This is a genomic window from Grimontia sp. AD028 (assembly GCF_000973155.1).
In the GTDB taxonomy this organism is placed as follows: domain Bacteria; phylum Pseudomonadota; class Gammaproteobacteria; order Enterobacterales; family Vibrionaceae; genus Enterovibrio; species Enterovibrio indicus.
In genome coordinates this window covers 82996-108583 of record NZ_LASY01000003.1, presented here as the reverse complement: position 1 = coordinate 108583, position 25588 = coordinate 82996, and the positions used below count along the sequence as shown (strand labels likewise).

The following is a 25588-nucleotide window of genomic DNA, read 5'->3' as shown; positions in this document are numbered from 1 at the left end:
ATGACGGGTATCGCAAATGAAAGTCTCTTATCGTGTTGCTCTACTTTCTACAACAGTTGTTATCGGAGTACTCTCGGCGCTTTCTTGGTTTCAATACCAGAGCGTCAAACAGGAAGAGCTGATCAGCTCACAACAAAACACCCTTGAAACCACTGCTGCCATGGGAGAGCAAATAACCAACTGGCTGAACGGTAAACTCGCCCTCATCGATATGATGGCCGGGAACATCAATGCCGACTTCAGTGCAGAAACCATTCAAAGCACCTTCGATCTTCCGATGCTTAAAGACGAGTTTATCCTGATATTTGGAGGGCTCGACACCGATGGGAAACGCATCACCAATGATCCAACTTGGAATCCAGAAGGTTGGGATGCTCGGAAACGTCCTTGGTATCCCTTTGCTAAGAAAAACGATTCTGCGATGCTGACCGACCCATATCCGGACGCCGCGACCAAAGAAATTCTCATCTCCGTTGTTGCCAATCTTTATGATAACGGCAAATCCAAAGGAGCCTTTGGTGGGGATCTCAGCTTAAAAACTGTGTCAGAAGCGCTCAACACCCTCAATTTCAACAATGCCGGTTACGCCTTTTTGTTGAGTGCAGACGGCACCATCATCAGCCACCCAAATGGCGAGCTAAATGGACTCAAACTCAGCGAGCTCTTCAAAGGCACATTACCCGTGCTGGATGATACATTTCAGGAAGTTGAGGTCGATGCCGGAGCTGCTTTCACTGCATTTCAGCCGCTTGATGGTCTGAGAGGCAGTAACTGGTTGATAGGTGTTGTGCTTGATAAATCCATTGTTATGGCGCACAGCGACAATTTTGGATTCACCGCAGCAGCGACCACGGCCGGTTGCGCCATTCTTATCGGGATTTTGCTTAGCTTGCTGATTTCCCGTCAACTTAAACCACTGGAAAACCTCCGTGAAAGTCTGGAAGAAATTAACAGCGGTGACGGCGACCTCACTAAGCGTCTTACCATTAAAAGTAATGACGAATTCGGTGGCGTTTCTAACGAGTTCAACGGCTTTATCAAGTACCTTCAAGCGCTGGTCACCAATATCAAAACCACCTCTGGCGAAGTCTCCAACAATGTCAGCCTGACAGTATCCACTGCCAAAAATGCAGCGCAGGGCGCTGATCACCAGCTCAATGAGATCAATCTGGTGTCCAACGCCATTCATGAAATGACAGAGATCTCCAATGACGTAGCTGAGCGTGCGCGCCACGCCGCCGAAGCGGTAGCGGAAAGTAGTGAGGCCACTAACAAAGGTGGGCGTTCTGTTGAGCAAACCAAAGCGTCTATAGAAGTGTTGATGGGCGAAATGGAAACCGCAGTATCCAAAGTCAACGAACTGGCTAACTACAGCGCGAACATCGAATCCATCCTCACCGTGATCACCGACATTGCTGAGCAAACCAACTTACTGGCATTAAATGCCGCGATCGAAGCTGCTCGTGCTGGCGAAATGGGTCGAGGGTTCGCTGTTGTTGCCGATGAAGTTCGTGCACTGGCTTCACGCACCCAAACTTCAACTGAAGAAATCAAAAACATGATTGCCCAGCTTCAAGCTGGTGTTGGCGAAGCGGAAAGTGTCATTATTCAAAGCCGTAATACGGCATCAAGTACACAGGAAGAAGTACTGGGCGCGAATGAAGCATTGACCCACATCCACAGCCACATTTACCGTATTAACGAACTGATCACTGAGATCTCTAACTCCTCGTTCAGACAGCGTGATACTGCCGCTGATATCCAACAGAATACAGACAACATCCGTGACATCAGTGAAACTCTTTCTCAGCAAGCCAAAGAGCAGGAGTCGCTTTGTGTCGCGATATCGGATTTAGCTGGCCAGCAGGAAAGTGAGTTAAACAAATTCAAAGTTTGAGTAGACACAACTCGTAAGAAAATGCCCTCGAAAGAGGGCTTTATTTTTTGAAGTTACCAGTAGAAATGCAAAGTAAGCCAACCTAAAGAGCCCCAGATTCAGCCCCTTTAATGATAAAGCTTATAGCGGTAGTTATTAGCTAAACCGGTAACCCAAATTTAATCCCCACCAACTGTCACTGGCTGGGCTGGACATGAGATAGGTGTTGTATTCCATCCTGGCAAATACGTTACTTTCAGAAAGCAAACGCATCTCAACACCTAAGCCCAAATGAGGTCTGAACTCACTGTCACGGGATGACATTTGTCCAGGACTGAAGGTGCTTGTCATGTCCGATTTTCCAACGTTGTAAGCGATCCCCGTTTTAGCAAACGGGATGAAGTAGGGCGACATTTTCTTGCTCCATACCGCATCAAAGTGTGTGGAATGATAAGTGACATTAACCTTGTTTCGATAGGTAACCCTGTTTCCTTCGAACTCATAGAAACTCTCATCACCGCCATAGGCGTAAGAGGCTTCGAAGCCTAAGCTTTCACTGAACTGATAGCCAGCCCCCAGAGCAAAACCGCTACGATCACCGCCTTTGTATCCGCCGAAAAGATAAGTATCGTCTGACGTATCAGACGCAAAAGTGGGTGCGGATAACGCGACAACCAATGCGATAGTCATTTTCTTCATCGTAAAGCCTTTTTATTGCTGTTTATAAAGACTTCCTTGCAAAACGGTCCCTGTTTTAATCCATGGCCGATAGCCAGACTGCTCCAAGCGAATGTAAACATTCGGCTACAATAATACGGTGTTCGATTAACGTTTCCATTCATGTATTCCTTAGAGCTGTAACAATGTGTGTAATGATGGAGGAAGCTAATAGACCGTAAAGGAAGGATTGGTTTCTGCAATCATTCAAACCCGCGCAGCGTCTATACCCAACGAACTTCAGGTTGTTTGGGTATAGACATCAGAGCCCGCTTGATTGAATAGCTCATTGTTACATTAGAAGTGTCAATTCAGCGCTATCCCACAGACATGCATGAGGTGTTATGCCTGTCATTAGCGAACACGTCCCAGCTAAAACTGTTTTTCAGGGAACGGGTCCAATACCCCAGCCAACCTCGATCCGTGGAATAATAGTGCCAGAGACCCGGCCAGCCATAGTTTATGTGCATATCACCGAGCTGAGAGTGAAGATCTTTCAATTGACTGTTGTTAGGCATTTTCCAGTTTTGGCGACCAGCAAATTCCAGACGATTCAGCCAGCTACACCAAGCATTGGATTCTTGGTAATTCAGAGATATGAAGTTCCCCTTAGGGCCCCGATGACCCATTTCCCAATAGGTAGTGCCTGAGACAGGGAATTCGAAATCGATGACAGCTTGAGCACTAGGCGCTGACGTAAACCAGGTACCTTGCGCGGTTTCGGCAATTTTAACGCAGCCGCCTGCCGCATTGGCGCTATCTCTATCGTTCGCAGCGTACTGGAAAGGCTGGTTGAATTTATGGCCGCAAACTAATTCTTTGCCCGTTAAAAATGCTTCGTTGCTGGATATGCCGTCCAGCTTGGCAGAGACATTAATAGAGCCTTCATTGTAGAGCGTTGCCAATCCATTATGGTCTAGATCGCCAATGTGGCTATTGGATGAATACCAAAATACTTGCTGAGTAATTTCTTCTGTTGTGCCGTCGTCGTAAGTTCCCGTCGCCGTGAATTGAACAGTGCCGGAAAACACAACGGATGAGTAGGGCGCCAGTTCAATTTTTGTCAGGCGTTTCGTTGGTGCAGCTTCAACGTTTTCTGTGTCGGTGTTGGCGCCCTCGATTGCTTCAACCAATGCAGCCAAAAAAGCTTCTGATTCTGTTGTGACATCCGGAAGGACTTCAATACTTGATGAGGTTTCAGAACTATCTGAGTTGCCAGAGGCGCTTTCAGTTGTCATTGATGCTGTCAGCGTAGTTTCTTCTTCTACTAGCGCCTCGCTTTCTTCAACGTTTTCCGTTGATTGGTCTGTCACTTCAGCCGACGCGTGACTTGTCGATGTATCACTTCCTACATCAGTGTTTTCGGCAGACGCTAAACCAGATTCACTTTCCGTGTTTGTCGTTGTTGTGCTTTCAGCAACGGCTTTTGTCTCTGTGGTTGCATTCGTATCTATAGTTGATGATTCTGAGGCATTCTTATCACTATCAGCAGCGCTTTCTGTTAGTGACGCAGTGAACGTTGCTGACTCTGAACTAGTTCCTTCCGTCGTGGTTTCAAGCTGATCTGACTTATCACTACCTGCTGAGAGGGCTGTATCGCTGCTCCCGTCCACGCTTTCTGATGTTTCTTTAGAAACCTCCGTCGATGCTGATTGTTGTTCTGAGGTGCCGGGGATTTCTGTTGTCAAAGAGGCCTCTGACGCCTGTGAGCTTGCTACTGATTGTGTTTGATTCTCGTTGCCTGTTGATTCTGCAGAAGTCGTTGTTTGTTTACTGTCCGGCGATCCAGCGGTAACCGACGCTGATTCAACACTTGCAGAGTTAGCGGTCTCACTGGCGGTGTTATCTGTGTTGGTATTGGCGGTTTGTGTTGGTGATACATTGGAGGGAGACGAGGAAGGTTCCGTTGAGGATGAGGATGTTGTATTTGATGGGCTGCTCACGCCAGAGTTTGTTGGTGTGGAGGAGCTTGGGACATTTCCTGAGGAGCCTGAGAGGTTGACGGTTTTATTGGTATCTTTATCTTCGTCACTATCTGCGGCTTGTGCTCCCAGAAACTGAAAGCCTTTAATGCCTTCTTGGCTATCTGGCGTTGTTGGTTCGAGTGTATCGGTTTGAGGTGTATCTTTATTTGCACTGGTACTTTGAAGTGTTGTGCCAGAGCTTCCATCACAACCCAGCAGCATAAAGGCCGCTACAAGCGGGTAAGTGATACGCCATCTGAAGGTGTTCCAATTCTTCATTAAAAACTCCTTATGGTGTTTCGTTCGGTAAACGCAATTAGGCACCGAAAGTATGGAGTCTGTTTTTTGAGCAAAACGAGAATATGCAATCAATTTAATTCAAGTGATTCATTATCAGCACAGGAGCGTTTGTAAATTTTACAATTTAGTCAAAAAGGCCCTGATTATCAGGGCCTCTTCGCATTTAAGCTTTTACCGGATCAAGCTGACTTGGCTTTTTGGAAAATTGGCGAAGCCATTTCAGCACCGGCTTTTCCAAGCCGTAATAGGTCAATGAAGAAAGGGCGATCATCACTACTGCAAAGCCGACCATTGCGCCTATCAATGCACTTGTAGAGGTTTGCGCGTACCACCAGTCGGTAATGTATGGATTGATGTAATGGATAGCGTCAACGCCCACCAACAGGACGACGGCGTGCAAAGGTAAACCGAATACGAAATGTCACCCAGAAAGCGCGTCGCACGGTTATCAAACACCGCCAGAAACAGCGAGCGACGTTCTACCTGGTTCGCACCAAACAAGACCAGCACCGCGAACAGCAGATAGATGATCATCGCTTGCTGCACAGCCGCACCTTGATGAAGTAAATAGAAAATCCCGGCCACAATCGCAAACATGGTGATGTCGTTATTGGCAATGCGCTTAACCACGCTTGGCAACACAATCAGGCTCATCCACATCCCAATCGAGAAGCCGCATAAAGCGCAAAGACGAAATTGCACAGGCGCAGCATGATGCCAAAGTGAAACGTTTACGCTCTGGTGATGAAAAGGCCGCAGATTTGGATATGGTCAGCATCAAAGAGCGCGGCATGAAAGACGAATTCATTTTACTGGTGGTCTTTGTGCCGTTAATGCTGTCTTTTCTGCCGGATTATGCGCCGTATGTGGAGGCAGGTTTTACCGCATTGAAAGCTGTCCCTGAATATTACTGGTATGTGGTCGCAGCGGTGGTCATTGATACGTTTGGATTTCGCTCAATGGTGCGTTATCTGCTGGAATTCTTCTCATTTAAATTTAAAGGAAAGTAGGGTGGGTATACTAGAAACACTGGCTATTTCGATTGGAACTGGGTTTGCTTCAAGCCTTGCGACGATAGCGGCGTTGAAGACAGACGTACGATGGATTAAAAGCGTTCAAGAAGACCAAGAAAGTAGAATACGCTCCTTAGAAAAAAAGTAGGACGTCTGTTTACTCCCGATATATGGTGATAAAATCATATGAAAAAATAGACTTGTGAGTATATTGAGTTGTCCCAGATTCCAAATTACCAAGAAAAAATAGAACTCTCCCCTCAAGAGTGGCTGTGCTGGCAAGATGAAAAATTTAACAGATGGCGAAGTGTAAATGACTTCCCAAGAGTTGTTGAATTTTTGAGCGACTCCTTGCCATTTTTCAATGATTGGTTAACGGAGCAGGTGAATATTAAACACGCAGACCTAATTGAGTTTGGTCCAGCTAGATTCATAAAGCGCTATGGGTTTGATGTAAGCCTAGTGCAGATTGACGTTCGATATAACCCGTTTGGAGATGTTCCTAATGATCCAATTATTCATACCTCATTTTTATCACGCCATGAACTGGAAGGGTATGAATATAGAAAATGCATTAGGAGCTCCAGCTTTATTAGTTACACAGATTGGGCAATTAAAAATAAAATAATTGATTATAAGTGCGTTTTAGAAACATTAATACCTAATGGTTCCGTAGCTTATGATAAAACTGGAGAGACTAGCTATTCAAATATCCAGTTTAACATTCCATTACATATGATCGGAAGATCAGTTCAATACTACAAAGAAAATCGTTTTAATCATGAAACACACAAGCACCCGCCAAAGTTAGAATTACTTAAGTTAGGTGGGTTTTCAGGAGAAATAGACGGCGGTTCGTTTGGTGAGAAAAATCTAGAGTTTTCTGATCTTAGTAATCTTAAATTAAATGATGTCATGATACCAAGTTTGCAAAGTTTTTATTACTGTAAGATGACAAACTTCAATCTCATTAAATCAAACCTACACATGGCTTCATTTTATCAGTCTGTAGTGGGTATTGATATTAGAGAGGGGAGTATTGCTGAATGTAATTTTGAATATGGAAAAGTTAGCTTGAGTATTTGTGATGGAAATCTATCCAAGAGCAAAATAAAGTCTAGTTCACTATCCATAGATCTAGATAAAGCTGATATCATCGATACAAAACTTGCCTATGATGAGCTGGTTAATGAACCTAAGCCAGAGCGTAGTAGGATATTCCATAGAAACGCAAAACTACTCTATTCTAGATTGGGTTATCCAGATTTGGCTGGAGAGCACTATTTTATGGAAGAAAAATCTAAAAGACAGAACTTATGGACTATATTCAACGGAACTGTTAAAAACAAAGGATTGGTTGAGATTTTTTCTTCTTTTTTCAAGTCGTCAGGAATGCTACTTCAAGAGTTGTATTGGGGATATGGAGAGAAGCCACTTAACATCATTAAGTCGGTGGCTGTAATTATTTTTCTTTTCGCTATGTTTTTATTTCTCTCCGATAATTCGAGTACCCATCTCGAATTTTACCACTCAATAATATTCTCTATACAGTCATTTACCAATATTGAAATCGTTGATATCACCCAAGATAACCTCGTAATTAATCTCGCTAGCTCCGTATTGTCGTTTTTCGGCTTAGTCTCCATAGGGTTATTGATAGCAAGTCTAGCTGCTAAAGCAAAAAACTATAACTAGATGTTACTGTCTGGAAAAAGCCCGCAGAAGCGGGCTTTATTATCGTCATTTATCTCTAGAAGGAATCCAAGGAGCTGCTTGTTGCCGTCGACCGCCTCGATATTCCGTTATCGGTGGCTTAGGTGGGTGTTGCGGTGCGTCCGGGACGTGTCCATGACGGCGAACCAGCTAAAAGTACTCGTTACGCCATATAGGAAAGGCCTCAAGCTCTCTGGGATGGAAAACCGCGCCTGACGGAGTGATAAGAATGGCGCGGTCTTCATCAATTTTGAAGCCTTGCTAATTGAGGTCGTTCGGTAGATAGCTGCGCGCTTTGATAAGAAGGGGCTTTTCGGTCATGGGATAAAGCAGAAAGACATTTGAGGAAACTCAGAATCTATTTTGTCTGAATAACGCCAGCCAGGAGTGACATAGAAAGCTGTCAGCCGTGATTCGATATAAGCAAATTGAAGCCAAATCTAGGGCTCTATTGAGCTGTTAAATTTCAATCCATAAGTGCGCTTTATGTATATTATGTTAAATATGATGTGCGGCTACGCCAAATCTGACTCTCCTACGTCTGTCATTACCCACTTTCTTCAAAGATTTCAGTCTATTAAACGTAATTATCTATTTACCATAAAATAGATAATTACCAATTCTCTAAGACGCTCATATTGGATCATTCTGTTCCAACAGAGTTCTTCTAGCTTTGGTGAATTATCGAAAGCCATCAGGACTGATGGCTAGGATTTGCTTTTGGTCATTTTGATCATTTCTTTCATTGCCGCTTCTAAGTCACCATCCCAACTCATTGTCTCTCTTATCGAAACCTCTTTGGCTTCTTGGACCAAGTCTCTACAAATTTTGACAGCCTTCGCGACATCTTCCGCTGCGGGTTCGGCGTTGCTCCATTTACTTTCAAACTCATCCCAATCGATTTTGGCCAAGGCAATGAGCAACAAAATTTCTAGCCTAGCTTTGGTGAATCTTCTCCAATTCTTAGTGACCACAAATAGCTTATCGGTTGCAGCTAGAACACCTGCTGCCGCAATCCATGTCAGACTGTCTGCCTTCATGGCGGCATCTCCGAGTGCCAACATAGCGCCCTTATAAAGCGCAAAGACAACAGCCGCTCGAATTATGAATGACGTTACCCTGAATACAGTCTGGTAGATTGCATAGTATCTGGCTTCTTTTTCAGCCTCTAAGACTGCTTTTTCAAACATTTCATTTAGGGTTTCCATTTCCACGATAACACCCTTATCTATCAACAATATAGATAAGAAAAGCTTAGTTCGCCTCTCTGGCTTTCAATGACTATATTGTGGGAATCCTTGTCGCAAAGTCAGCTTCCAAACTGGAATCTTTCTTTCCGATTCAATTCGCTTTTATTCCTACCAAACCTCTAAAGGAAGAGAAAATATCATTTAAAAATAATTAGTTATCGGATTTGGCAGGATCTGTGCAGCGTATCCATAACCTTTGCTGTAATTAAGGGATACCCATGCACATTACATTACGCCAACTTCATATCTTTCAGTGTGTCGCGACGCACCTCAGTTTTACTAAGGCGGCTGAACAATTGTTTCTGACTCAGCCCGCTGTCTCCATGCAGGTTCGCCAACTGGAAGAAAACGTTGGCCTTCCACTGTTTGAAATGATGGGAAAATCTTTGTATCTGACATCTGCCGGCGATGAAATGTTGTTCCATTGCAATCGAATCCTTCAGAACTTCAGCGATGCTAAACAGGCTATTGAAAATCTTAAAACCCTGAAATCAGGGAAGTTACGGCTATCGGTAGCCAGCACGGCGAACTATTTTTCAGCCAATCTGGTGGCGGCTTTCTTAAAGCAAAATCCGAATGTGCATGTTTCCCTTAACGTGACTAACCGCGAACAATTGCTGAAAGATTTAAAGAGTAACGACTGTGATTTACTGATTATGGGGAAACCACCAACAGATATTGATGTCCGGGCTAAACCTTTTAAGGATAACCCTTTAGTGGTTATCGCTCCGCCGGATCATCCTCTAGGCCAGGAAAGAAGAATTCCTTTGGAGCGTATCGCCGAAGAATCGATGGTGATAAGGGAATTGGGTTCTGGTACACGATTCGCGATTGAACGTTTCTTTCACTTAAACAAGCTCGCCCTGAACGTGGGTGCAGAAATGAGTGCGACAGAGGCCATTAAACAAGCCGTATCCGCAGGGCTATACCTTGGTATTGTTTCACGTCATTCAATAGAACAAGAGTTGGAAACAGGTAGATTGATAGAGCTGGATGTGAGGAGAATGCCAATTTCGCGCAGTTGGTACCTTGTTCATCGTAAAGATAAAAAGCTGACGCCGATTGCCCAGTCATTCAGGGATTTTCTATTTGAGCAGACCGCTGAGCAGTCGACAGAGGGAGCAAAACCGTAAATTTCGCACCACCTTCAGTCTGATTTATCACGTTTAGCTCGCCATCATGATCTGTGATTAACCGGTAGCTGATAGCGAGCCCAAGCCCACTGCCCTCGCCGACTTCTTTAGTGGTGAAGAAAGGATCGAAGATCTTGCTGATTGTCGACTCCTCCAAGCCAGTACCATTGTCTGAAACACAGAGCCAACCTTGGCTGTTGTTTTGACCAATTTCGATGCGCACATTTGGCTTGTCAGCCTTTCTGCAGGCATGAAGTGCATTGTTGAGCAGATTAACGACAACCTGCACCAACTGACCCTTATGACCCCAAACCATCACGCTGTCAGTCAAGTGTATTTGAATTGTCTGCCTGACATCGTGGTTTGTAGATACCCATTTCACCGCGAGGGCGACAATATCTTTTAAGTCCACTGAGGTTTTTTTGGCTTGTTCGGCTGAAGAATCTCTAAGCGCTTCGACAATCCCTCCTACCCGGCCAGCTGCTTCCAAAACATCTTCGACGGTAGGTTTTAGATCTTTGGTTACCGAATCAATCCGCAAAGATTCTCTTAGGTCTGAAAGGTCCTGTTCATTATTGGCGTGAACGGCTTCCAGATAGGACTCAAGACGCTCAGCATTCCGCTTCAACACATGGGCATTACCGATGATAAAACTGATGGGATTATTGATTTCATGAGCAACCCCTGCCACTAATTGGCCAAGAGATGCCAGCTTTTCAGCCTGAACTAATTGCTGTTGTGAGGTTCTGAGCTGATCCAATGTTTCTGCCAGTTCTTTGTTTCGACTCTCAAGTGTTTGTTGACTCTGCTGCAAGGCATTTTCTCGCTCACGGAGTTCAGAAATATCGGTCGCTGTCAGCAAGATCCCTTGCAGTTTGCCCTGATGGCTGTAGAACCGTTCTCCCTTTACCAAATATACCGTTGAAGTGGGTGTGCCATTACTTTTATACAGCTCGGTTTCAATCTCTAGGCGGCTGAATTGGGTAATATGAGAAACGACAAGTGAACCTGTATGTTGGCTAACAGCGCTTTTAATTGTAGAAAGCACTTCTTTGGGGAATAGCGTATCCACATGAATCTGGGGAAGTTCTTCTTCCGTCCAATGAAGAGCTTCCGTAAAAACGCGGTTTGCCTGTGTCACCTGCCCGTCAATACTCACTACAATCAAAACGCTGTTCATCGCATCGTTGATGCTTCGAATGTAGGCGTTCAGTTCGAGCAGTTGTTTGTTTTTTTTCTTGAGCGTATTGCGTTGGGACTCGACTTCAAGAAGGATGTCATCCATGGCGTGTGTTGCAGCTAAAAGCTGCTGCTCTCTTGCCTCTGCGGCAGCATGCAGCGCATCGATTTCTTTGCGAAGCTGTTCATTTTCTGCGTTGGTAGAAAGAGAGTTTTGCCTTTCTTTTCTGGAATTCAGATTTCGGGAAGGCGTCGTCATGGTGACAGTTCCTGCTTATTCTGGCTTACCCGCGCATGGAGAACTGCATATTCAACCAATGTGTCGACCACCGTTTCTAAGGCATCAAGGAGCGCGAGAGAAAGCTGGGGTTCGAAGCGTTGAATTCTCTCTGGTTGTATAGCCAAGATATCAATCTTTGGCTTGAGATGAGAAACTGCCTCTACGGCTTGGAGCAGGTATCCAACACCGCCCATGTGATCATCATGTTCAGGTGCGTAGATCTCACTACGCTTAACAAACCGAAAACTGCCTGGTGACAACGCTAAGTCTGCGGCATCTACGACCAGTACTTTCGAGCAGTTTTCGAACAACGGCATGGCGTTCAACCCCGCAATACCAGCATCAAACACTTCGACGCATTCAGGAAGTTCCGAGGCTTTTAACCTTGAGGCGATCGCGGAGCCGATACCATCATCACAGTGCAAAGTGTTACCGAAACAGAGGATTCTGAGTACTTGCATGGCTAAACTCCAAAACGTTTTCTTTTCCCTGTGGGCAGCATATGGACGGTGCAGACTAGACAGGGGTCATGAGAACGGATGACGTGTCCTACCGTAAGAGGGTTCTCCACATCTTCGACAGGTAAACCAATCACGCTTTGCTCCCAATGACCGTGTTGACCATAGGAATCACGTGGAGAGGCATTCCATGCGGTCGGGGTGATGATCTGGTATCTGTCTATTACGCCATCTTTAATGCTGACCCAATGCCCCAGCCCACCTCTTGCGGCCTGAATCATGCCAAAACCTTTTCCGTCGATTTCATCTTCGGAATTAGGCGGAAGGAAGAAATCCCCATTGATGTCCAGGCTAAGTGCCTCGACGATTTGTTTCATCTGAATCAGGCTGTACCCCATTCGACGAAGCCTTGAAAATTGTCGAAGCCAGGTAGAAGCGCCCTCTTGCTGGTGAAAGTCTGACACCAAAGGATCGCCGCCAATTATCAGCTCTGCCATCGGGCCGGTTTGCATGACATTACCGTTATACCTTGGGGCTTTCGCCCAGGTGTAACGGTCAGATTCGCTTTGATAATCCGGTATGGTTTCGCCTTTGTGCGGGTGTTTTCCTCCATGATATTGGCGGAACCAGGAATAGCGGACGTGTTCTTCAATCAGCGTTTGGTCGAGAGGTTGAATTGCACCGCTTTCTGCATCAAAAACGCCTGATCTCATCGCGTGATTGCCGGGATTGAGTGGGTCACTGACCGCGCCGAAACTCAGCATATTTCCGGTGCCAAAGCCAGTATTTTGCAAACCAATGGATCGCGAAAATCGGGTGAAAAGGCCCAGCGCACTTTGAGCTCTGCTCTGATTGCTATCCAGAGATTCGAGAAATCTGTCGGCAGCGCTTTCTGCCATCCAATTTTCCAGCGAATCACCAATGACAGCATTTTCGTACCAGCGTATGAGCTTATTAATAATATCGCGGGATTCGATGACTTTCCGGATGCTGGGTTTACCCACCACTCCGCCAGGTAGCATGTAAGAGGAATGTGGCCACTGGCCACCAAAAAGCGCGATGATGCCAACCGCATCGCGGCTTTGTTCCAGCGCGCCGAGATGGTGCCTGCCTTTGAAAGGTTCAAAGGCTGCCATCATGCCCTGATATAAAGGATGAGTGTGGTAAGCATCATCACAGAAATCGACCAGAAACATCAGAAAGCTCTGGCGGATGTCATTTTGAATACTTTCTGTCAGTAGGCAAAGGTTGCGGATGTAGGTGGCATTTGGCGGCACCTGAACATTCCAGATCTGCTCAAGAGCCAGCGTTGCTGCGTACAAATGGGCAGTACCGCAAATGCCGCAGACACGTGGCGTAATGACTGCAGCATCTCTTGGTGTCCGCCCTATCATGATTTGTTCAAAGCCACGGTACATCACACCAATGCAGCGGGCATCGATCACTTTGCCATCTTCGACATCCAGTTCGAATTCTAAATCCCCTTCGACACGATTCAGGTCGATGTTGAGTGTCTTCTTCACCATCACGGCTCCATCTTGCGCTTTTTCACACGCTCTGGCGCTGCCGCTTTGGCGAGGTTTTTGTAGGCTATGTAGTTAGCCCGCTCAACGCCAACAGGCAGTTTGGATGGAATTGGCCCCAGCTTTTCAGTATTGAACAGGCTTTCATCTTCGGGAAAGCTTGGCGACGTGCAGCCAAAACAGGGAACACCAACACGGGTTTTACTGCTTCGACCGTTCCAAAGATCCGTATTACAGGTCGCTTGGGTAAATGGCCCTTTGCAGCCCAGATTGAAGAACATACAACCATTGGTGCCGAATTCGGATTCTTCGACATCGTATTCGTGGTACTCGTTTCTGGTACAACCTTGGTGTACCAGCGAGCTGAAAAATTCTTTCGGGCGGTTCAATTCGTCTAATTGCAGAATGAAGCCACTGGCGATCATTGCCAGCGTTTTTGTCATGGTATTGGGGTGAACTGGACATCCCCCAAGATTGATTACGGGATAGCCCGCCCCGCTTCGCCATTCTTGTGGTAACAACCCTCCTGGCGTGTCTTTTTCCATTTGCAATCCGAGGCAATCTGAAGGGTTTGGCGGCGCAGCGTGAACGCCACCGTATGCTGCACAGGTTCCCATTGCGACCACATACCGCGCTTTGTTCGCCAGTTTTAATACCCAATCCTTCTTGGCCGTTTTACGGAACACATCAAACATGCCGGTGCCATTGGGTGCAGTGATGATGCTGCCTTCAATACAGAGGATGTCGAGCTTCAAGGAACCTTCGATGATTTGATTCATCAAATCGAGAAGATTGCCCGAGCTTTCAACTGATAGTGACGGTTGCCAGAGTAGCTCAATGGGATAGTCGTTGAGGAGGTCTGAAAACGAAGGACGATCTGCGCTTAGCAGCGCCATGGTGTCACCACCGCAACTGCCTGTTTGAAACCACAACAATGTCATTTTGTCTTTTGCCATGACTGCTTCCTTGCAAAAAACCTTTATTGATTATGGTCTAAGCCCTGCCCAACGGTGTTTCCAGAAAGAGACACTGCCGCTGCTATTAAAGCCTGACCGAATGCCAGTCCACCATCATTCGCGGGAACCTGTTGGTGAATCAATACCTCGATGCCTTGCTGTTTCAGGTGAAAAACAGTTTGTTCAAGCAACAATTTGTTTTGGAAAACACCCCCACTTAGCGCCACTTTTACGGGGAAGTGGAGTGATTGACTCAAGCGGACAACCATCTGAGAAATCGCCTCTGCAAGGCCGAGGTGGAACTTCATCGCAATCGTGCTGGGCGCAGCACCTGATAATAGATCCTCAAGTAAAACCGCCCACATCGATGACGGTTCTAATTGCGTTGGTGAGCCAGAAAGGATGTTGAATGGGTAACCAGCCTTTTCACTCGATGTGCTTTGTTTCGCCAAGGCTTCAAGCTCTATCGCAGCTTGTCCTTCATAGCTTTGCTGATGAATACAAACCGATAGCGCTGCAGATACGGCATCAAACAAGCGCCCTACTGAAGTTGAACGCGGCGAATTTAGCGCATTGTCGATCATGGCTGTGAGGGTGTTTATGTCTTTACTATCGATGTTTAGCTCTGCGCACAAGGCGCTTTTCTGTTTCTCATCGACGTTTGATTTGTTTAACCAGGCAACCAGATTTCTCCAGGGCTGTATAATCGCTTGCGTGCCGCCGGGAAGTGACACAGGGAGAAGATGCCCGATGCGCTTGAAACCACGATAATCAGCAAGAAGAAATTCACCGCCCCATATCGTCCCGTCGCTGCCAATGCCCAATCCATCGAAGACCACACCGAGCACCTTGTCATGATCAAGCGGCAGTTGGTTATCACCCATGCAGGCAGCAATATGAGCGTGGTGGTGCTGAACGTCGACAAGTGCTTTTATATCAAAGGTCGATTTGGCGAATTTCGTGGCTATGTATTCGGGGTGGCAATCGACCGCGATACGTTCAGGTTCAAAGCGATACAATGACTGGTAATGGGCTAACGTATGTTGGAAGTCATCCCACACCTTCAGACTTTCTAAATCCCCGATGTATTGGCTGAGAATGGCGCCGTGCTCTGATAGCAGGCAAAAGGCGTTTTTCACTTCACCGCCAAGGGCAAGTACTTGGGGGGATTGTTCAAACCCTTTTGGTAAAGGAATGGGACTGGGTGCCAACCCTCTTGCACGGCGAATTACCTGAAGTCCTAATTCGGTTTGCCTTAAAACGGAATCATCAGCGCGGAAGACGATATCGCGATTGTGTACCAACCAGAAATCGGCAATACCTTTGAGCTCCGTAAACGCTTCATCATTGCCTGTGCACTGCGGATTACCGCTCAAATTACCAGACGTCATGACCAATGGGATATCAGCATCCCGGCAAAGCAAAAGATGCAAAGGCGTTGATGGCAACATGACGCCCAATTCCGCCAAATCAGGGGCAACATAAGGTGATATTTCAGGACCAACATCTTCCATGTGTGACGTTGTCATATTACGTAAAGGCATGATAACCACTGGGCTGGCGGCACTCATCAGCGATTGCGCTCCCTCTTCCGATGCAAGGCAATGCGTCATGACTTGTTCCATGTCCTTCATCATCACCGCAAAGGGTTTTGCCGGTCTTTTCTTACGGCGTCTAAGCTCAGAAACGGCATCGTTGTTTGTGGCATCACACGCCAAATGAAAACCGCCCAACCCTTTAACCGCAATAATCTTTCCTTTCTTGAGCAAACTTGCTGCCGCTTCAATGGCATCACTAGCCCCTATTGAATCCGGTTTTATCTCTCGTTGGTTTTCATCACATAACCGAAGCGTAGGACCGCAATCAGCACAGGCAACAGGCTGCGCATGAAAACGTCGATCTGCTGGGTTTTGGTATTCCTGCTCACAAGCATCACAAAGTGGGAATGTCGCCATGCTGGTTTTGGGGCGATCGTAAGGCAATGCTTTGATGATGGTCAGTCTGGGGCCGCAATGAGTGCAATTGGTAAAGGGGTAACGGTAGCGACGGCTGCTTGGGTCCAATATTTCTTCGATACATTGCGGACAAACAGCAGCATCAACCGGAATACCGGCGCTTATCTGGGCAGATTCATGACTCTCGACAATGTCAAAGCTATCTGGAGGTGGCAATGATAGCGAGGCAGAATCAATATCGACAGACGTAATGGTAGCCAGTGGTGGACACTCAAGTTCTAAGGCGTGAACGAACTTTATGGCGAGCGTTTCATCGCACCATAGTTCGACAATCACCCCTTCGCCATCATTGAGTACATGCCCCTGTAACGACAAACCGCGCGCGACCCGCCAGACGGTAGGTCTGAAACCTACCCCCTGAACAACGCCGCGGATCCTGATCCGAAACCCAGTCATAAATACCTATGACATAAGTAACTGATACACGCCGCTAAGCGCAACTAAACTGCCTGACATCGGCAGCACAAGTTTGTGCTCGAATGCTCGACTCTCCCCACCCGCAATCAATAGATTTTCAAGTGTATATCCGACGAAAATCAGTGAAGCGGACGCAAGCAGGAAACCAGCAAAGTAACCCGTCACATCTGCTGAATATGGCATTTCGACACCATGGGCTGCACCATGAAAAAGAGCAAAAACCGCCGTCATCGGCAGTGTGATCCCCAAAGACAGACGTTTTCCAGCCACCAGCAGAATGCCGAGAAGAATGACGGAAATAGCGATCCCCATTTCCACCAGCGGTAAAGCAAAATTAGAGAAAGCCAGTGCAGCGCCAAAGGCCATCATGGCAAGAAAAACGGAAGGGATCATTGAGCCGCTGTGTTTTATCCCTTCGTTGTTAAGCATATAAGCCCAAATACCGATGGCAGCCATGGCAATAACATGGTCAGCGCCCATCAGCGGATGGCCGAAGCCTGCAAGAAAACCACTAACGTCATGGCCGGTATGTGCAAACGTGGTTAGCGGTGCAGATCCCATCAGAATTGTGGCGAGTTTGAGTCCATTACGTTTCATCTTCATCCTTCCTATTTCGTTTGAAATGATATTCATCGTCAGCAAATACGAGGCAGTTGGTCTCCCGTCAGCATGTCTATCATTCGCTCACTGCCAAAAAAGGTTCTCATTGATACGCCTGCACGTGGCCTGATATCCGTCAGCGGTTCCACGCGACCAATGATCGCCGAGTGCTCTGCACCGGGAAGTGTCCTCAGTGCTTCAACGGCTTGCTCTGCGTGGTTCTCAGGAACAATGGCAAGGAACTTGCCTTCATTGGCGAGATAAAGCGGATCAAGCCCCAACAACTCGCAGACGCCACGAACCTCATCTCTGACTGGTATAGCGGACTGATCCAGCATGATCCTGACGCCACTGCTTTCCGCGAATTCATTCAATACCGTCGCAATACCGCCTCTTGTTGCATCACGCAGGCAGTGAACCTCACTGGCTTCCATCAAGGCACAAACCTCTTGGTAAAGGGAGCGACAATCTGATTGAACGCTGGTCTCTAGTCCCAAATCACCGCGGGTTGCCATCACTGTCGCGCCATGGTCGCCAACCCACCCATTTACGATAACCACATCACCAGGCTGAGCCTGGGAAACACGAAAATCCGCCCCTTGGGGAATCACTCCGACACCTGCGGTGTTGATAAACAGTTTGTCAGCAGCGCCTTTATGAACCACTTTGGTGTCACCGGAAACAATCGCAACACCCGCCTCGTCCGCCGCTTTTTTCATGCTGGCGAGAATGCGCCGTAAAGTGTCGAGCGGAAGTCCTTCTTCAAGAATCAGGCCGCAGGTTAGATACAAGGGTTTTGCGCCGCACATAGCGAGATCATTGACGGTGCCGTTCACCGCCAACGAGCCAATATCTCCGCCCGGAAATTCCAAAGGGTCAACGACGAAGGAATCTGTCGTCATGGCGAGCCGATCTCCCAATTGGGTTAGCGCATTAAGGTCAAGACGCGCCTGATCTTCCAGTGGCGCAAGATGAGGGTTCGAAAAAGCCGCAACGATTTCCTTTTCAACCAATTCCCGCATCGCTATCCCGCCGCTACCGTGAGCCAGCGTGATACGCTCAATGTGTTCTGGTTGCTGGGCTTGGGTTTGCTGCTGTTGTAAGGTCATCACTTCACTCCTTATAAGACAATCAAACCGACGGCGTGGTATCAACAACAGCAATACGTCCCTGACCTTTATCAGGTGCGCGGAAACCGTGGTTGTAATACGCAGAGCAAGCACCTTCTGTCGACACCATCAATGCCCCGAGCGGCGTTTGTGGCGTACAGGATTTGCCATACATTTGGCACTGCCAAGGACGAATCAAACCTTTAAGCACATCGCCACATTGGCACGTGTCGGGGTCGTTTGAAGATTGGCGTGATACCACAAACTTTTGCTCTGCATCCCATGCTGCGTATTCAGGACGAAGACGTACGCCTGCGTCACCAATTTCCCCAAAACCACGAAGTTCGGTAACAGGATGCGTGTCGTAAACCCTTTGAATGGCCGCCAAGCCGGGATCGTTGCCTTTGTCTTCCACAACACGTCGATATTGGTTTTCCACTTCGCAGCGTTTTTCGGCAATTTGGGTCACCAACATCAGGATGGACTGGAGGATATCAAGTGGTTCAAAACCCGTTATCACGATAGATTTCTGATATTGGTCGACGACAAAGTCAAAAGGATCTTTCCCAATCACCATGCTCACGTGACCCGGCGCGAGGAACCCATCCAGATTAAGATCCGGCTCATTCAAAATCGCATCTATCGTAGGTGCCGTCGTAATGTGATTACAGAACAGGGAGAAATTCGTCAGCCCTTCTTTTTCCGCCTGAAGGACGGTCAAGGCCGTGCTAGGCATAGTGGTTTCAAAACCTAGCGCAAAGAAAACCACTTCCTTGTCGGGATATTGTCTGGCCAGTTCCAGAGCGTCCAATGGCGAGTACACCATTCGGATATCACTGCCACGTGCTTTGGCATCCAGTAGACTGCCATTGAGTCCAGGCACACGCATAGCGTCACCAAAGGTGGTGAATATGACATCTGGATTAGCCGCAATCTCTACGCAGTCATCCACACGTCCCATAGGAAGAACACACACTGGACAACCTGGCCCATGAACCATTTCAATGCGATCTGACAGAAGGTTCTCAATGCCGTACTTAAACAGTGTGTGAGTATGTCCTCCACAGAACTCCATCAACTGAAGCGGACGCATTGGTTTGCCGCGTTGTTGCTCAATCAGGTCCAATTGCGCATTGATGGCATCAACGATGCCTTCAACCACATCAGGGTTACGAAACTCATCAACGTACTTCATGACCATTTTCCTTTTGTTCTTCCTGAGCCGTTGATTGCGCTATAGCATCCAGCTCTTCCTGAAGTTCTCCAATCTCTGCAAGTAGCGTGAGGGTTTTCTCTGCTTCTTCGCTGTCGATTTTGCTCATGGCAAAGCCCACGTGAACCAAGACCCACTCGCCAATCGTTTCGTGTGGATTTTCGCCGCTCAGTACACAGGCAATGTTCACGGGCCTTCGTACGCCGGAAATTTCTACAGTCGCAATACAATTGGCTTCATCTTGAATACCAATGATTTGTCCGGGAATTCCAAGGCACATCCGCACTCTCCTTATGTTTGGGTTCAGCTATGAATGACTCAGCTTGTCTTGGTCGAGCCCATAACGTTCTAGCTTGGCGCGAAGTCCTACTCGGGAAAGTCCAAGCTCCAGCGCCGCTTTACTTTTGTTCCAACGATGTCTTATGAGGGTTTCCTTTAAGATCCGCGCTTCGAGTATTTCCACGCGCTCTTTCAGGCTGCCATCATCAAGCTCAAAAAATGTGTCAGGCAGCGCCTCATCCCGCGTTTCTGAGCAAGCGCCTTTCAGCACTTTGGGAGACAGCAAATCAGCACCGAGCTGGGAGGAATCTGTCATCACTAACATTCGCCTGACTTCGTTCTCAAGCTCCCTAACATTTCCTGGCCAGTGATAAGCTGACATGCAATTCAGCGCTTCCTGAGTAAAACCTTCTACGGTTTTGTCATAGGCAACCATATGTTTTTGAAGAATACTTTCCGCGATAACTGCAATATCCATACTCCGGTCGCGAAGTGGAGGAATGTGCAGAGGCACTGCAGCAAGTCGATAGAAAAGATCTTCCCGAAATCGCCCTGCCCGGACTTCCTCTTCTAGATTGCGGTTGGTTGCTGAAATGATGCGGACATTCACCTTACGGCTCCGGTTACTGCCAAGCGGCCTCATTTCGCCTTCTTGTAAGAACCTGAGCAACTTGACTTGAAACTCCAGCGAGGTATCGCCAATTTCATCGAGAAACACAGTGCCGCCATCAGCTTGCTCCAAAAGGCCGATCCGCTCTGATGTTGCGCCAGTAAACGCCCCCCGTGTATGCCCGAACAATTCGCTCTCCAAAAGTTGAACAGGCATCGCGCCACAGTTTTCGGTCACAAAAGGTTTATCCGACCGATGGCTTGAATAGTGGATCGCACGGGTGATTAGCTCTTTACCTGTTCCTGACTCCCCCGTCACCAGCACTGGAATATCAAAAGGCGCGATACGGGCAACATGCTCACAGATCCCTTTCATTGGGCTTTTGGCAGCACACACAATATTGTCGAAGTGATGGCGGCTTTTCAGTTCTGCGCGTTTACGTTTGAGTTGGTCATCCACTTGCGGAGCTGTCACTTTAAGCTCGACATTGAGAAGCTCATTTTCTCTTTGCAGTGCATGAAGTCTGACCGCGTTTTGAAGGGTGAGAATCAGGTGCTCAGGCTGCCAGGGTTTGGGAATGAAGTTATAGATACCCGCTTCATTAATGCCTTTTATCAGGTCTTGCGGATCGGTATAGGCAGAAATAATAATGCGGATAACATCAGGCCATTGCTGACGGACTTTGGTAAGAAACTCGGTGCCTGTGATATCTGGCATACGTTGATCGGAAACCACGACCTGCACCGGGATCTCCGAGAGGACTTTCTCAGCATCCGTGACGTTATCAGCGGTCAGTACAGTGAAGTCTTCCTCTAGGATCCTTCGCATGGCCTGTAATGACATTGGCTCATCATCGACGACCAAAACGATGGGTAATCTTGAACTTTGCATGACAACTACACCAAACTCTTAGTTACCGTTAGCCGAACCAAGCTGCTTTTCCAGCACTTCAATTTGGCGTAGAAGATTTGTTTTCTGCTTATTTAAAATTTCTGTTTTTTGTTCTTTCAGCCAATCAAACCAAATCTCTATGCCTTCATTTGATGTCGCAGAGAGTTCGATGATTTGGGCATTGGGGTTAACCTGAAGGATGTGTTTCCGGCAACGGTCTAAATCGAATTGGACATAGGGTAATAAGTCGATTTTGTTTAAAATGACCAGTTCAGCGGCGGCGAACATATCCGGATACTTAAGGGGTTTATCTTCCCCTTCGGTAACGGAAAGAATCGCAACCTTACAATGCTCACCGAGATCAAATGCTGCCGGACAAACCAAGTTGCCGACATTTTCAATAAACAGCAGAGTGTGTGGTTCCAGTTTTAAGTCGTGCGCAGCGTGTCCCACCATGTGTGCGTCTAGATGACACCCCTTACCGGTATTCACCTGAATCGCGGGGACATTGGTTTCACGAATACGCTCTGCATCATTGGAGGTTTGCTGATCGCCTTCAATCACGGCTAACGGCATTGACGCTTTCAATTGATTGAGTGTGTTAACCAATAGCGTGGTTTTACCAGAGCCAGGACTGGACACCAGATTCAGTACTAACAGTCCGTTTGCACGAAATTGAGCGCGATTTTCATCAGCATAGTGATCGTTTTGCGCCAGAACATTCTGTTCAATGCTCACCAAACGGGCCTGGCTCATTCCGGGTACATGTACACCAGCTGGTCCTTTCCCATAGTGATGATCATGCGGTGTCGCGTGATCGTGTTCATGGTGATGATTTTCAATACTGCTGTCTCCACAGCCACAGACCGTACACATTACTCGACCTCCACATTGGCTATTCGCATTTCATCACCCGCAGATAATGTGAGCCCATGACGACCACATTGCTGACAAGGGGAATAACGCTCCTGCATTTCAGATGTACATTGGCACGAATCACACCAGCCTTGGCCAGGTACCAAGGTAATTTCCATATCGGCGTCTTCCGCCACCGTTCCAAGTGCGACAATAGGAAAACAGAAACGAAGTGCTTCAGCTTCCACCCCCGAAAACTGGCCAATTTCTAAACGCAGGATTTTTACGCGTGAAAAATCATGAAGCGCAGCTTGGGATTTCAACGTTGTGACGATGCTTTCGCAGATGGATAATTCGTGCATATCGCGCTTCCTTCGCTAAATTCGTCATATGGGAGTGGGTATATGAGGTAACAGAGCATGGAGCGTGCCAATCAGCCGAAGTCTGGGGAAATCTACCTCTGAGGCCAGTGCTGACGCGCCTCAAAATTAACCACACTTAAACTAGGTATAAACGAAGATTTAACGAAATGCCTCGGAGCTGAAAGGCTACTTTCCAATATTCTCAATAGCTGGAAACTTACTAATCAGCATGAAGTGCGGTTAATTAAGTCAACAGACAAAATGCATCAGGCAAAAAAATCCCCTCTTCGACAAAGCTCGGAGGGGAAAATGGATTAAATCGCATATCAATAAATTAAGCCTATCGTTATTTAGAAACGTCCTTTTCCTCCTGTTGCTATGTAATCTGCCAGTTCAGCCTGTTGCTGGCCGATAGCTGTCACGGTGTGGTGAACACGCTTCACCACCGCTCGCATAAAATCAAACACCAGTTTCGGATGGGTGGTGATCAGTGGATCTATATCTTCACGATTAAAACAGAGCACGGTAGCCGCACCTAAAGCCTGTACGGATATGCTTCTTGGTTCACCATCAATAAAACTGAGTTCACCGATCAAGTCACCTTGATGAAGTGTATGGAGCAGGCTTGTTTTACCCGTGCTCTTGTTCTCCCGGCAGAAAGCCAGTCGCCCTGACGTAACAATGTAAAAACTGTTTGCCGCGTCGCCGGTTCGATAGAGAAACTGTCCATCATCTAGTGATATTTCTGTCGCTGCTTGCTGGGAAAGAATGTCAGCGCCTGATTCCCCGATATATTGCCCAATAGGCGCTTCTAAGATCAGGCGCGCAACGTTTTCTTCGTTGGGTATATTCATGTTGGTATCCTTGTGCAGTCGAAAATTGGTTTCATCGTCGATTCGGCAGAGATTTGCGGTTCATCGGTTTCATCCTTGCTCGCAACGCCGTCAAGGCACTCATAGATGCCCTCTGACACCGTGGCAGCCAGCGCATGTTTGAGGTTGTCTTCGGCTTCGGGTGTCAACCCTATGGAAAGCTCCCAGCTAGTGCCTTTCATCGTTAATAACCAGACATCGGGATAAGCCTGATAACACTGTTGGCACATAGCCACGATGGATTGGACAGAGATAGCATGGGATGTAAAGGTGTCATCCAGCTTAGGCTGCACGCGTTCCACTTTATACTGTGACGTTGTCACCTCTTTCGTAGCATCTACAAACAGAACACGCCGATGGCGACGCAGTAAGTCCACATCTTCAAAGAAGAGTTGATAGTGGCGAACCAACTTGGCATTGGTTCCCCCCATGGACTCGATGGCATCGATAAATGCCCAGCCAAGGCCATCATCTTCCCTTCCAACATTGCCAATGCCGTAAATCAGATCAAAATCGCTCAGGTGAATCGGGTTATCTGAATTTTTCATCGATCAGTCGTCCTCTAGCATCGAGCAGCGAGATTTGCAGCGGCATCTGTCCCATTGCATGAGTAGCACAACTCAGGCAGGGGTCGTACGCTCGGATCCCAACTTCAATAGCATTCATCATCCCTTCGGTGATTTCGGCTTTACCTGAAATCCAGTCCTGAGCTACCGATTGAACGGTGCGGTTAATCACCATGTTATTCTGAGTAGTAGAAACAATCAGGTTGGCGAAGGTCATGTTGCCAGCTTCATCTGCTCGGTAGTGATGCAGTAAAGTGCCGCGCGGTGCTTCGACAACACCGACCCCCTCGCCCGTCCACGCACCTTTAGGTGGCGTAATGATGAGGCTTTCACCTTGAAGATCAGGGTCGTTCAGAAGATCTTTAATCAGCTCTGCCGAATGCAGAATTTCAATCGCACGTGCCCAGTTGGTATGAAGCGTCATGTTGTTCGCTTTGCCTTTGGTATAGTCATGGAAGCGTTCCAGTGCTTCCTGTGCCAGCGGCGTGTTATAGCGTCGTGTCACATTAAGCCGAGCCAATGGCCCAACACGGACAGAACCCGCTTCCCGACCCAACGCTTTGAGGTAAGGAAACTTCATATAACTCCAGGACTCGGTGGCTTCGGAGAAGTGGTCGAGGTAGTCGTGGTAATCGGTATCGAGCACGACTTCCTTGTTCTCGTTAATCACACGCATCTTGCCGTGGTAGTAATCAACATCGCCATTTTCATCGACAAGGCACATGTCCAGTGCGTTTACTACACCAAAGTTATCGATCTCGTCACGGTGCTTTTCGTGATAGTCGTAGAACAACCTGAGTGCGTCTTGCGCGTAGTCAATCACTTCATCGATCGACAGAAGATCATCATTCCCTTTCAGGAACTTGTCGCGCTCAGCAATGCTTAAGTTGTTGTTAACACCACCCGGAATAGAGCTGATACCGTGCATGCGTTTGCCGAGGACAGAAACAATCAGTTCCTGTCCCCATTTACGTAATTGGATCACGCGTTTTACCAGCTCGGGATTCGCTTCAGCGAGACCAATCGCGTTACGTTTTTCCGGTGCAGACTCGATACCAAACACCATTTCCGGTGCGATCAGATAAAAATAGGCAGTGACATGAGACTGAAGCTGTTGTGCATAGTGGCCCAGGCGGCGGATTTTCTCTGGCGTTGGCGCCATCTGAATGCCGTCTTTCAATCCAACGCCAACTATGTCATCCAAGGCTTTTGCACCACATAGATGGTGACTGACAAAGCAAATACCGCAGATTCGTTGCAACAGCATAGGCGCTTCCCAGTATGGGTGCCCTTGAATAAAGCGTTCGAAGCCGCGGAACTCGATAACCTGTAATCTGGCGTCAGTGACCTTGTTGTTATCATCTAACTGCAAGGTGACTTTGCCGTGACCTTCTATCCGTGTAACCGGATCAATGACCAGTGTCTTGCTCATTATCC

The 25588-nt window shown here is 47.4% G+C and carries 25 protein-coding genes; 4 read left to right on the top strand and 21 right to left on the bottom strand.

The genetic code is table 11. From position 1 onward, the window contains the following. Positions 1-16 precede the first annotated feature (16 nt). On the top strand, positions 17-1897 hold the full coding sequence (locus tag RN22_RS00650; RefSeq protein WP_002537114.1) for a methyl-accepting chemotaxis protein: 1881 nt from the start codon (positions 17-19) through the stop codon (positions 1895-1897). 135 nt (positions 1898-2032) lie between these two features. On the opposite strand, the gene RN22_RS00645 is transcribed toward RN22_RS00650, so the two are convergent. From RN22_RS00645 to RN22_RS24435, 4 genes are all read right to left on the bottom strand, one after another. Continuing rightward, positions 2033-2575 (bottom strand): porin family protein, encoded by a 543-nt coding sequence (locus RN22_RS00645; protein WP_046302676.1) that lies wholly within the window; start codon positions 2573-2575, stop codon positions 2033-2035. Positions 2576-2910: 335 nt separating this feature from the next. Next, entirely contained in the window at positions 2911-4836 is a 1926-nt protein-coding gene (locus tag RN22_RS00640; RefSeq protein WP_046302675.1) for a hypothetical protein, read from the bottom strand. A gap of 184 nt (positions 4837-5020) precedes the next feature. Next, complete coding sequence (locus tag RN22_RS25525) at positions 5021-5149, bottom strand: hypothetical protein (RefSeq protein ID WP_255350061.1); 129 nt, start codon at positions 5147-5149, stop codon at positions 5021-5023. An 8-nt stretch (positions 5150-5157) separates the two neighbouring features. Next, the gene (locus RN22_RS24435) at positions 5158-5511 is read right to left on the bottom strand and encodes a hypothetical protein (protein ID WP_156168138.1); all 354 of its coding nucleotides are present in this window, start codon (positions 5509-5511) and stop codon (positions 5158-5160) included. Between RN22_RS24435 and RN22_RS00630 the strand changes: the two genes are divergently transcribed. After that, entirely contained in the window at positions 5490-5867 is a 378-nt protein-coding gene (locus RN22_RS00630) for a hypothetical protein (RefSeq protein WP_046302674.1), read from the top strand. The two genes, RN22_RS24435 and RN22_RS00630, sit on opposite strands and share 22 nt — an antisense overlap. 219 nt (positions 5868-6086) lie before the next feature. Next, the gene (locus tag RN22_RS00625; protein WP_046302673.1) at positions 6087-7565 is read left to right on the top strand and encodes a hypothetical protein; all 1479 of its coding nucleotides are present in this window, start codon (positions 6087-6089) and stop codon (positions 7563-7565) included. Between the two features lie 168 nt (positions 7566-7733). Here the strand turns inward: RN22_RS00625 and RN22_RS25605 are convergent, their stop codons facing one another. After that, a complete protein-coding gene (locus RN22_RS25605; protein ID WP_369700086.1) occupies positions 7734-7808 on the bottom strand; it encodes a hypothetical protein in 75 nt (24 codons plus the stop codon). Between the two features lie 482 nt (positions 7809-8290). Next, positions 8291-8791 (bottom strand): SLATT domain-containing protein, encoded by a 501-nt coding sequence (locus RN22_RS00620; RefSeq protein WP_231590820.1) that lies wholly within the window; start codon positions 8789-8791, stop codon positions 8291-8293. A gap of 260 nt (positions 8792-9051) precedes the next feature. On the opposite strand from RN22_RS00620, the gene RN22_RS00615 reads away from it, so the two are divergent. Continuing rightward, a complete protein-coding gene (locus tag RN22_RS00615; RefSeq protein WP_046302671.1) occupies positions 9052-9966 on the top strand; it encodes a LysR family transcriptional regulator in 915 nt (304 codons plus the stop codon). On the opposite strand, the gene RN22_RS24430 is transcribed toward RN22_RS00615, so the two are convergent. From RN22_RS24430 to RN22_RS00540, 15 genes are all read right to left on the bottom strand, one after another. Further along, positions 9908-11404: a PAS domain-containing sensor histidine kinase gene (locus RN22_RS24430; RefSeq protein WP_052737472.1), complete on the bottom strand. Its 1497-nt coding sequence runs from the start codon at positions 11402-11404 to the stop codon at positions 9908-9910. The two genes, RN22_RS00615 and RN22_RS24430, sit on opposite strands and share 59 nt — an antisense overlap. After that, positions 11401-11886, bottom strand: coding sequence for a hydrogenase maturation protease (locus RN22_RS00605; protein WP_046302670.1), 486 nt, complete (start codon positions 11884-11886; stop codon positions 11401-11403). Before RN22_RS00605 ends, RN22_RS24430 begins: the two co-directional genes overlap by 4 nt. 2 nt (positions 11887-11888) lie before the next feature. Continuing rightward, entirely contained in the window at positions 11889-13409 is a 1521-nt protein-coding gene (locus RN22_RS00600; RefSeq protein ID WP_046302669.1) for a nickel-dependent hydrogenase large subunit, read from the bottom strand. Then, entirely contained in the window at positions 13409-14362 is a 954-nt protein-coding gene (locus RN22_RS00595) for an NADH:ubiquinone oxidoreductase (RefSeq protein WP_046302668.1), read from the bottom strand. The genes RN22_RS00600 and RN22_RS00595 overlap by 1 nt, the downstream gene beginning before the upstream one ends. Before the next feature lie 23 nt (positions 14363-14385). Further along, positions 14386-16773, bottom strand: coding sequence for a carbamoyltransferase HypF (hypF, locus tag RN22_RS00590; RefSeq protein ID WP_046302667.1), 2388 nt, complete (start codon positions 16771-16773; stop codon positions 14386-14388). A 6-nt stretch (positions 16774-16779) separates the two neighbouring features. Then, positions 16780-17391 (bottom strand): HupE/UreJ family protein, encoded by a 612-nt coding sequence (locus tag RN22_RS00585; protein ID WP_046302666.1) that lies wholly within the window; start codon positions 17389-17391, stop codon positions 16780-16782. A gap of 38 nt (positions 17392-17429) precedes the next feature. Beyond that, entirely contained in the window at positions 17430-18503 is a 1074-nt protein-coding gene (gene hypE / locus RN22_RS00580) for a hydrogenase expression/formation protein HypE (protein WP_046302665.1), read from the bottom strand. Between the two features lie 22 nt (positions 18504-18525). Further along, entirely contained in the window at positions 18526-19698 is a 1173-nt protein-coding gene (gene hypD / locus RN22_RS00575) for a hydrogenase formation protein HypD (RefSeq protein WP_046302664.1), read from the bottom strand. Further along, entirely contained in the window at positions 19685-19996 is a 312-nt protein-coding gene (locus RN22_RS00570; RefSeq protein ID WP_046302663.1) for a HypC/HybG/HupF family hydrogenase formation chaperone, read from the bottom strand. The genes hypD and RN22_RS00570 overlap by 14 nt, the downstream gene beginning before the upstream one ends. A gap of 27 nt (positions 19997-20023) precedes the next feature. After that, positions 20024-21496 (bottom strand): sigma-54 dependent transcriptional regulator, encoded by a 1473-nt coding sequence (locus tag RN22_RS00565; RefSeq protein WP_046302662.1) that lies wholly within the window; start codon positions 21494-21496, stop codon positions 20024-20026. An 18-nt stretch (positions 21497-21514) separates the two neighbouring features. Beyond that, on the bottom strand, positions 21515-22372 hold the full coding sequence (gene hypB / locus RN22_RS00560; protein WP_046302661.1) for a hydrogenase nickel incorporation protein HypB: 858 nt from the start codon (positions 22370-22372) through the stop codon (positions 21515-21517). After that, positions 22372-22713: a hydrogenase maturation nickel metallochaperone HypA gene (hypA, locus tag RN22_RS00555; protein ID WP_046302660.1), complete on the bottom strand. Its 342-nt coding sequence runs from the start codon at positions 22711-22713 to the stop codon at positions 22372-22374. The genes hypB and hypA overlap by 1 nt, the downstream gene beginning before the upstream one ends. Before the next feature lie 350 nt (positions 22714-23063). Further along, on the bottom strand, positions 23064-23567 hold the full coding sequence (locus tag RN22_RS00550; RefSeq protein ID WP_052737470.1) for a Crp/Fnr family transcriptional regulator: 504 nt from the start codon (positions 23565-23567) through the stop codon (positions 23064-23066). Next, complete coding sequence (locus RN22_RS00545; protein WP_082111325.1) at positions 23564-24133, bottom strand: hydrogenase maturation protease; 570 nt, start codon at positions 24131-24133, stop codon at positions 23564-23566. Before RN22_RS00545 ends, RN22_RS00550 begins: the two co-directional genes overlap by 4 nt. Next, entirely contained in the window at positions 24117-25583 is a 1467-nt protein-coding gene (locus RN22_RS00540; RefSeq protein ID WP_046302659.1) for a Ni/Fe hydrogenase subunit alpha, read from the bottom strand. The genes RN22_RS00545 and RN22_RS00540 overlap by 17 nt, the downstream gene beginning before the upstream one ends. Positions 25584-25588: the final 5 nt, after the last annotated feature.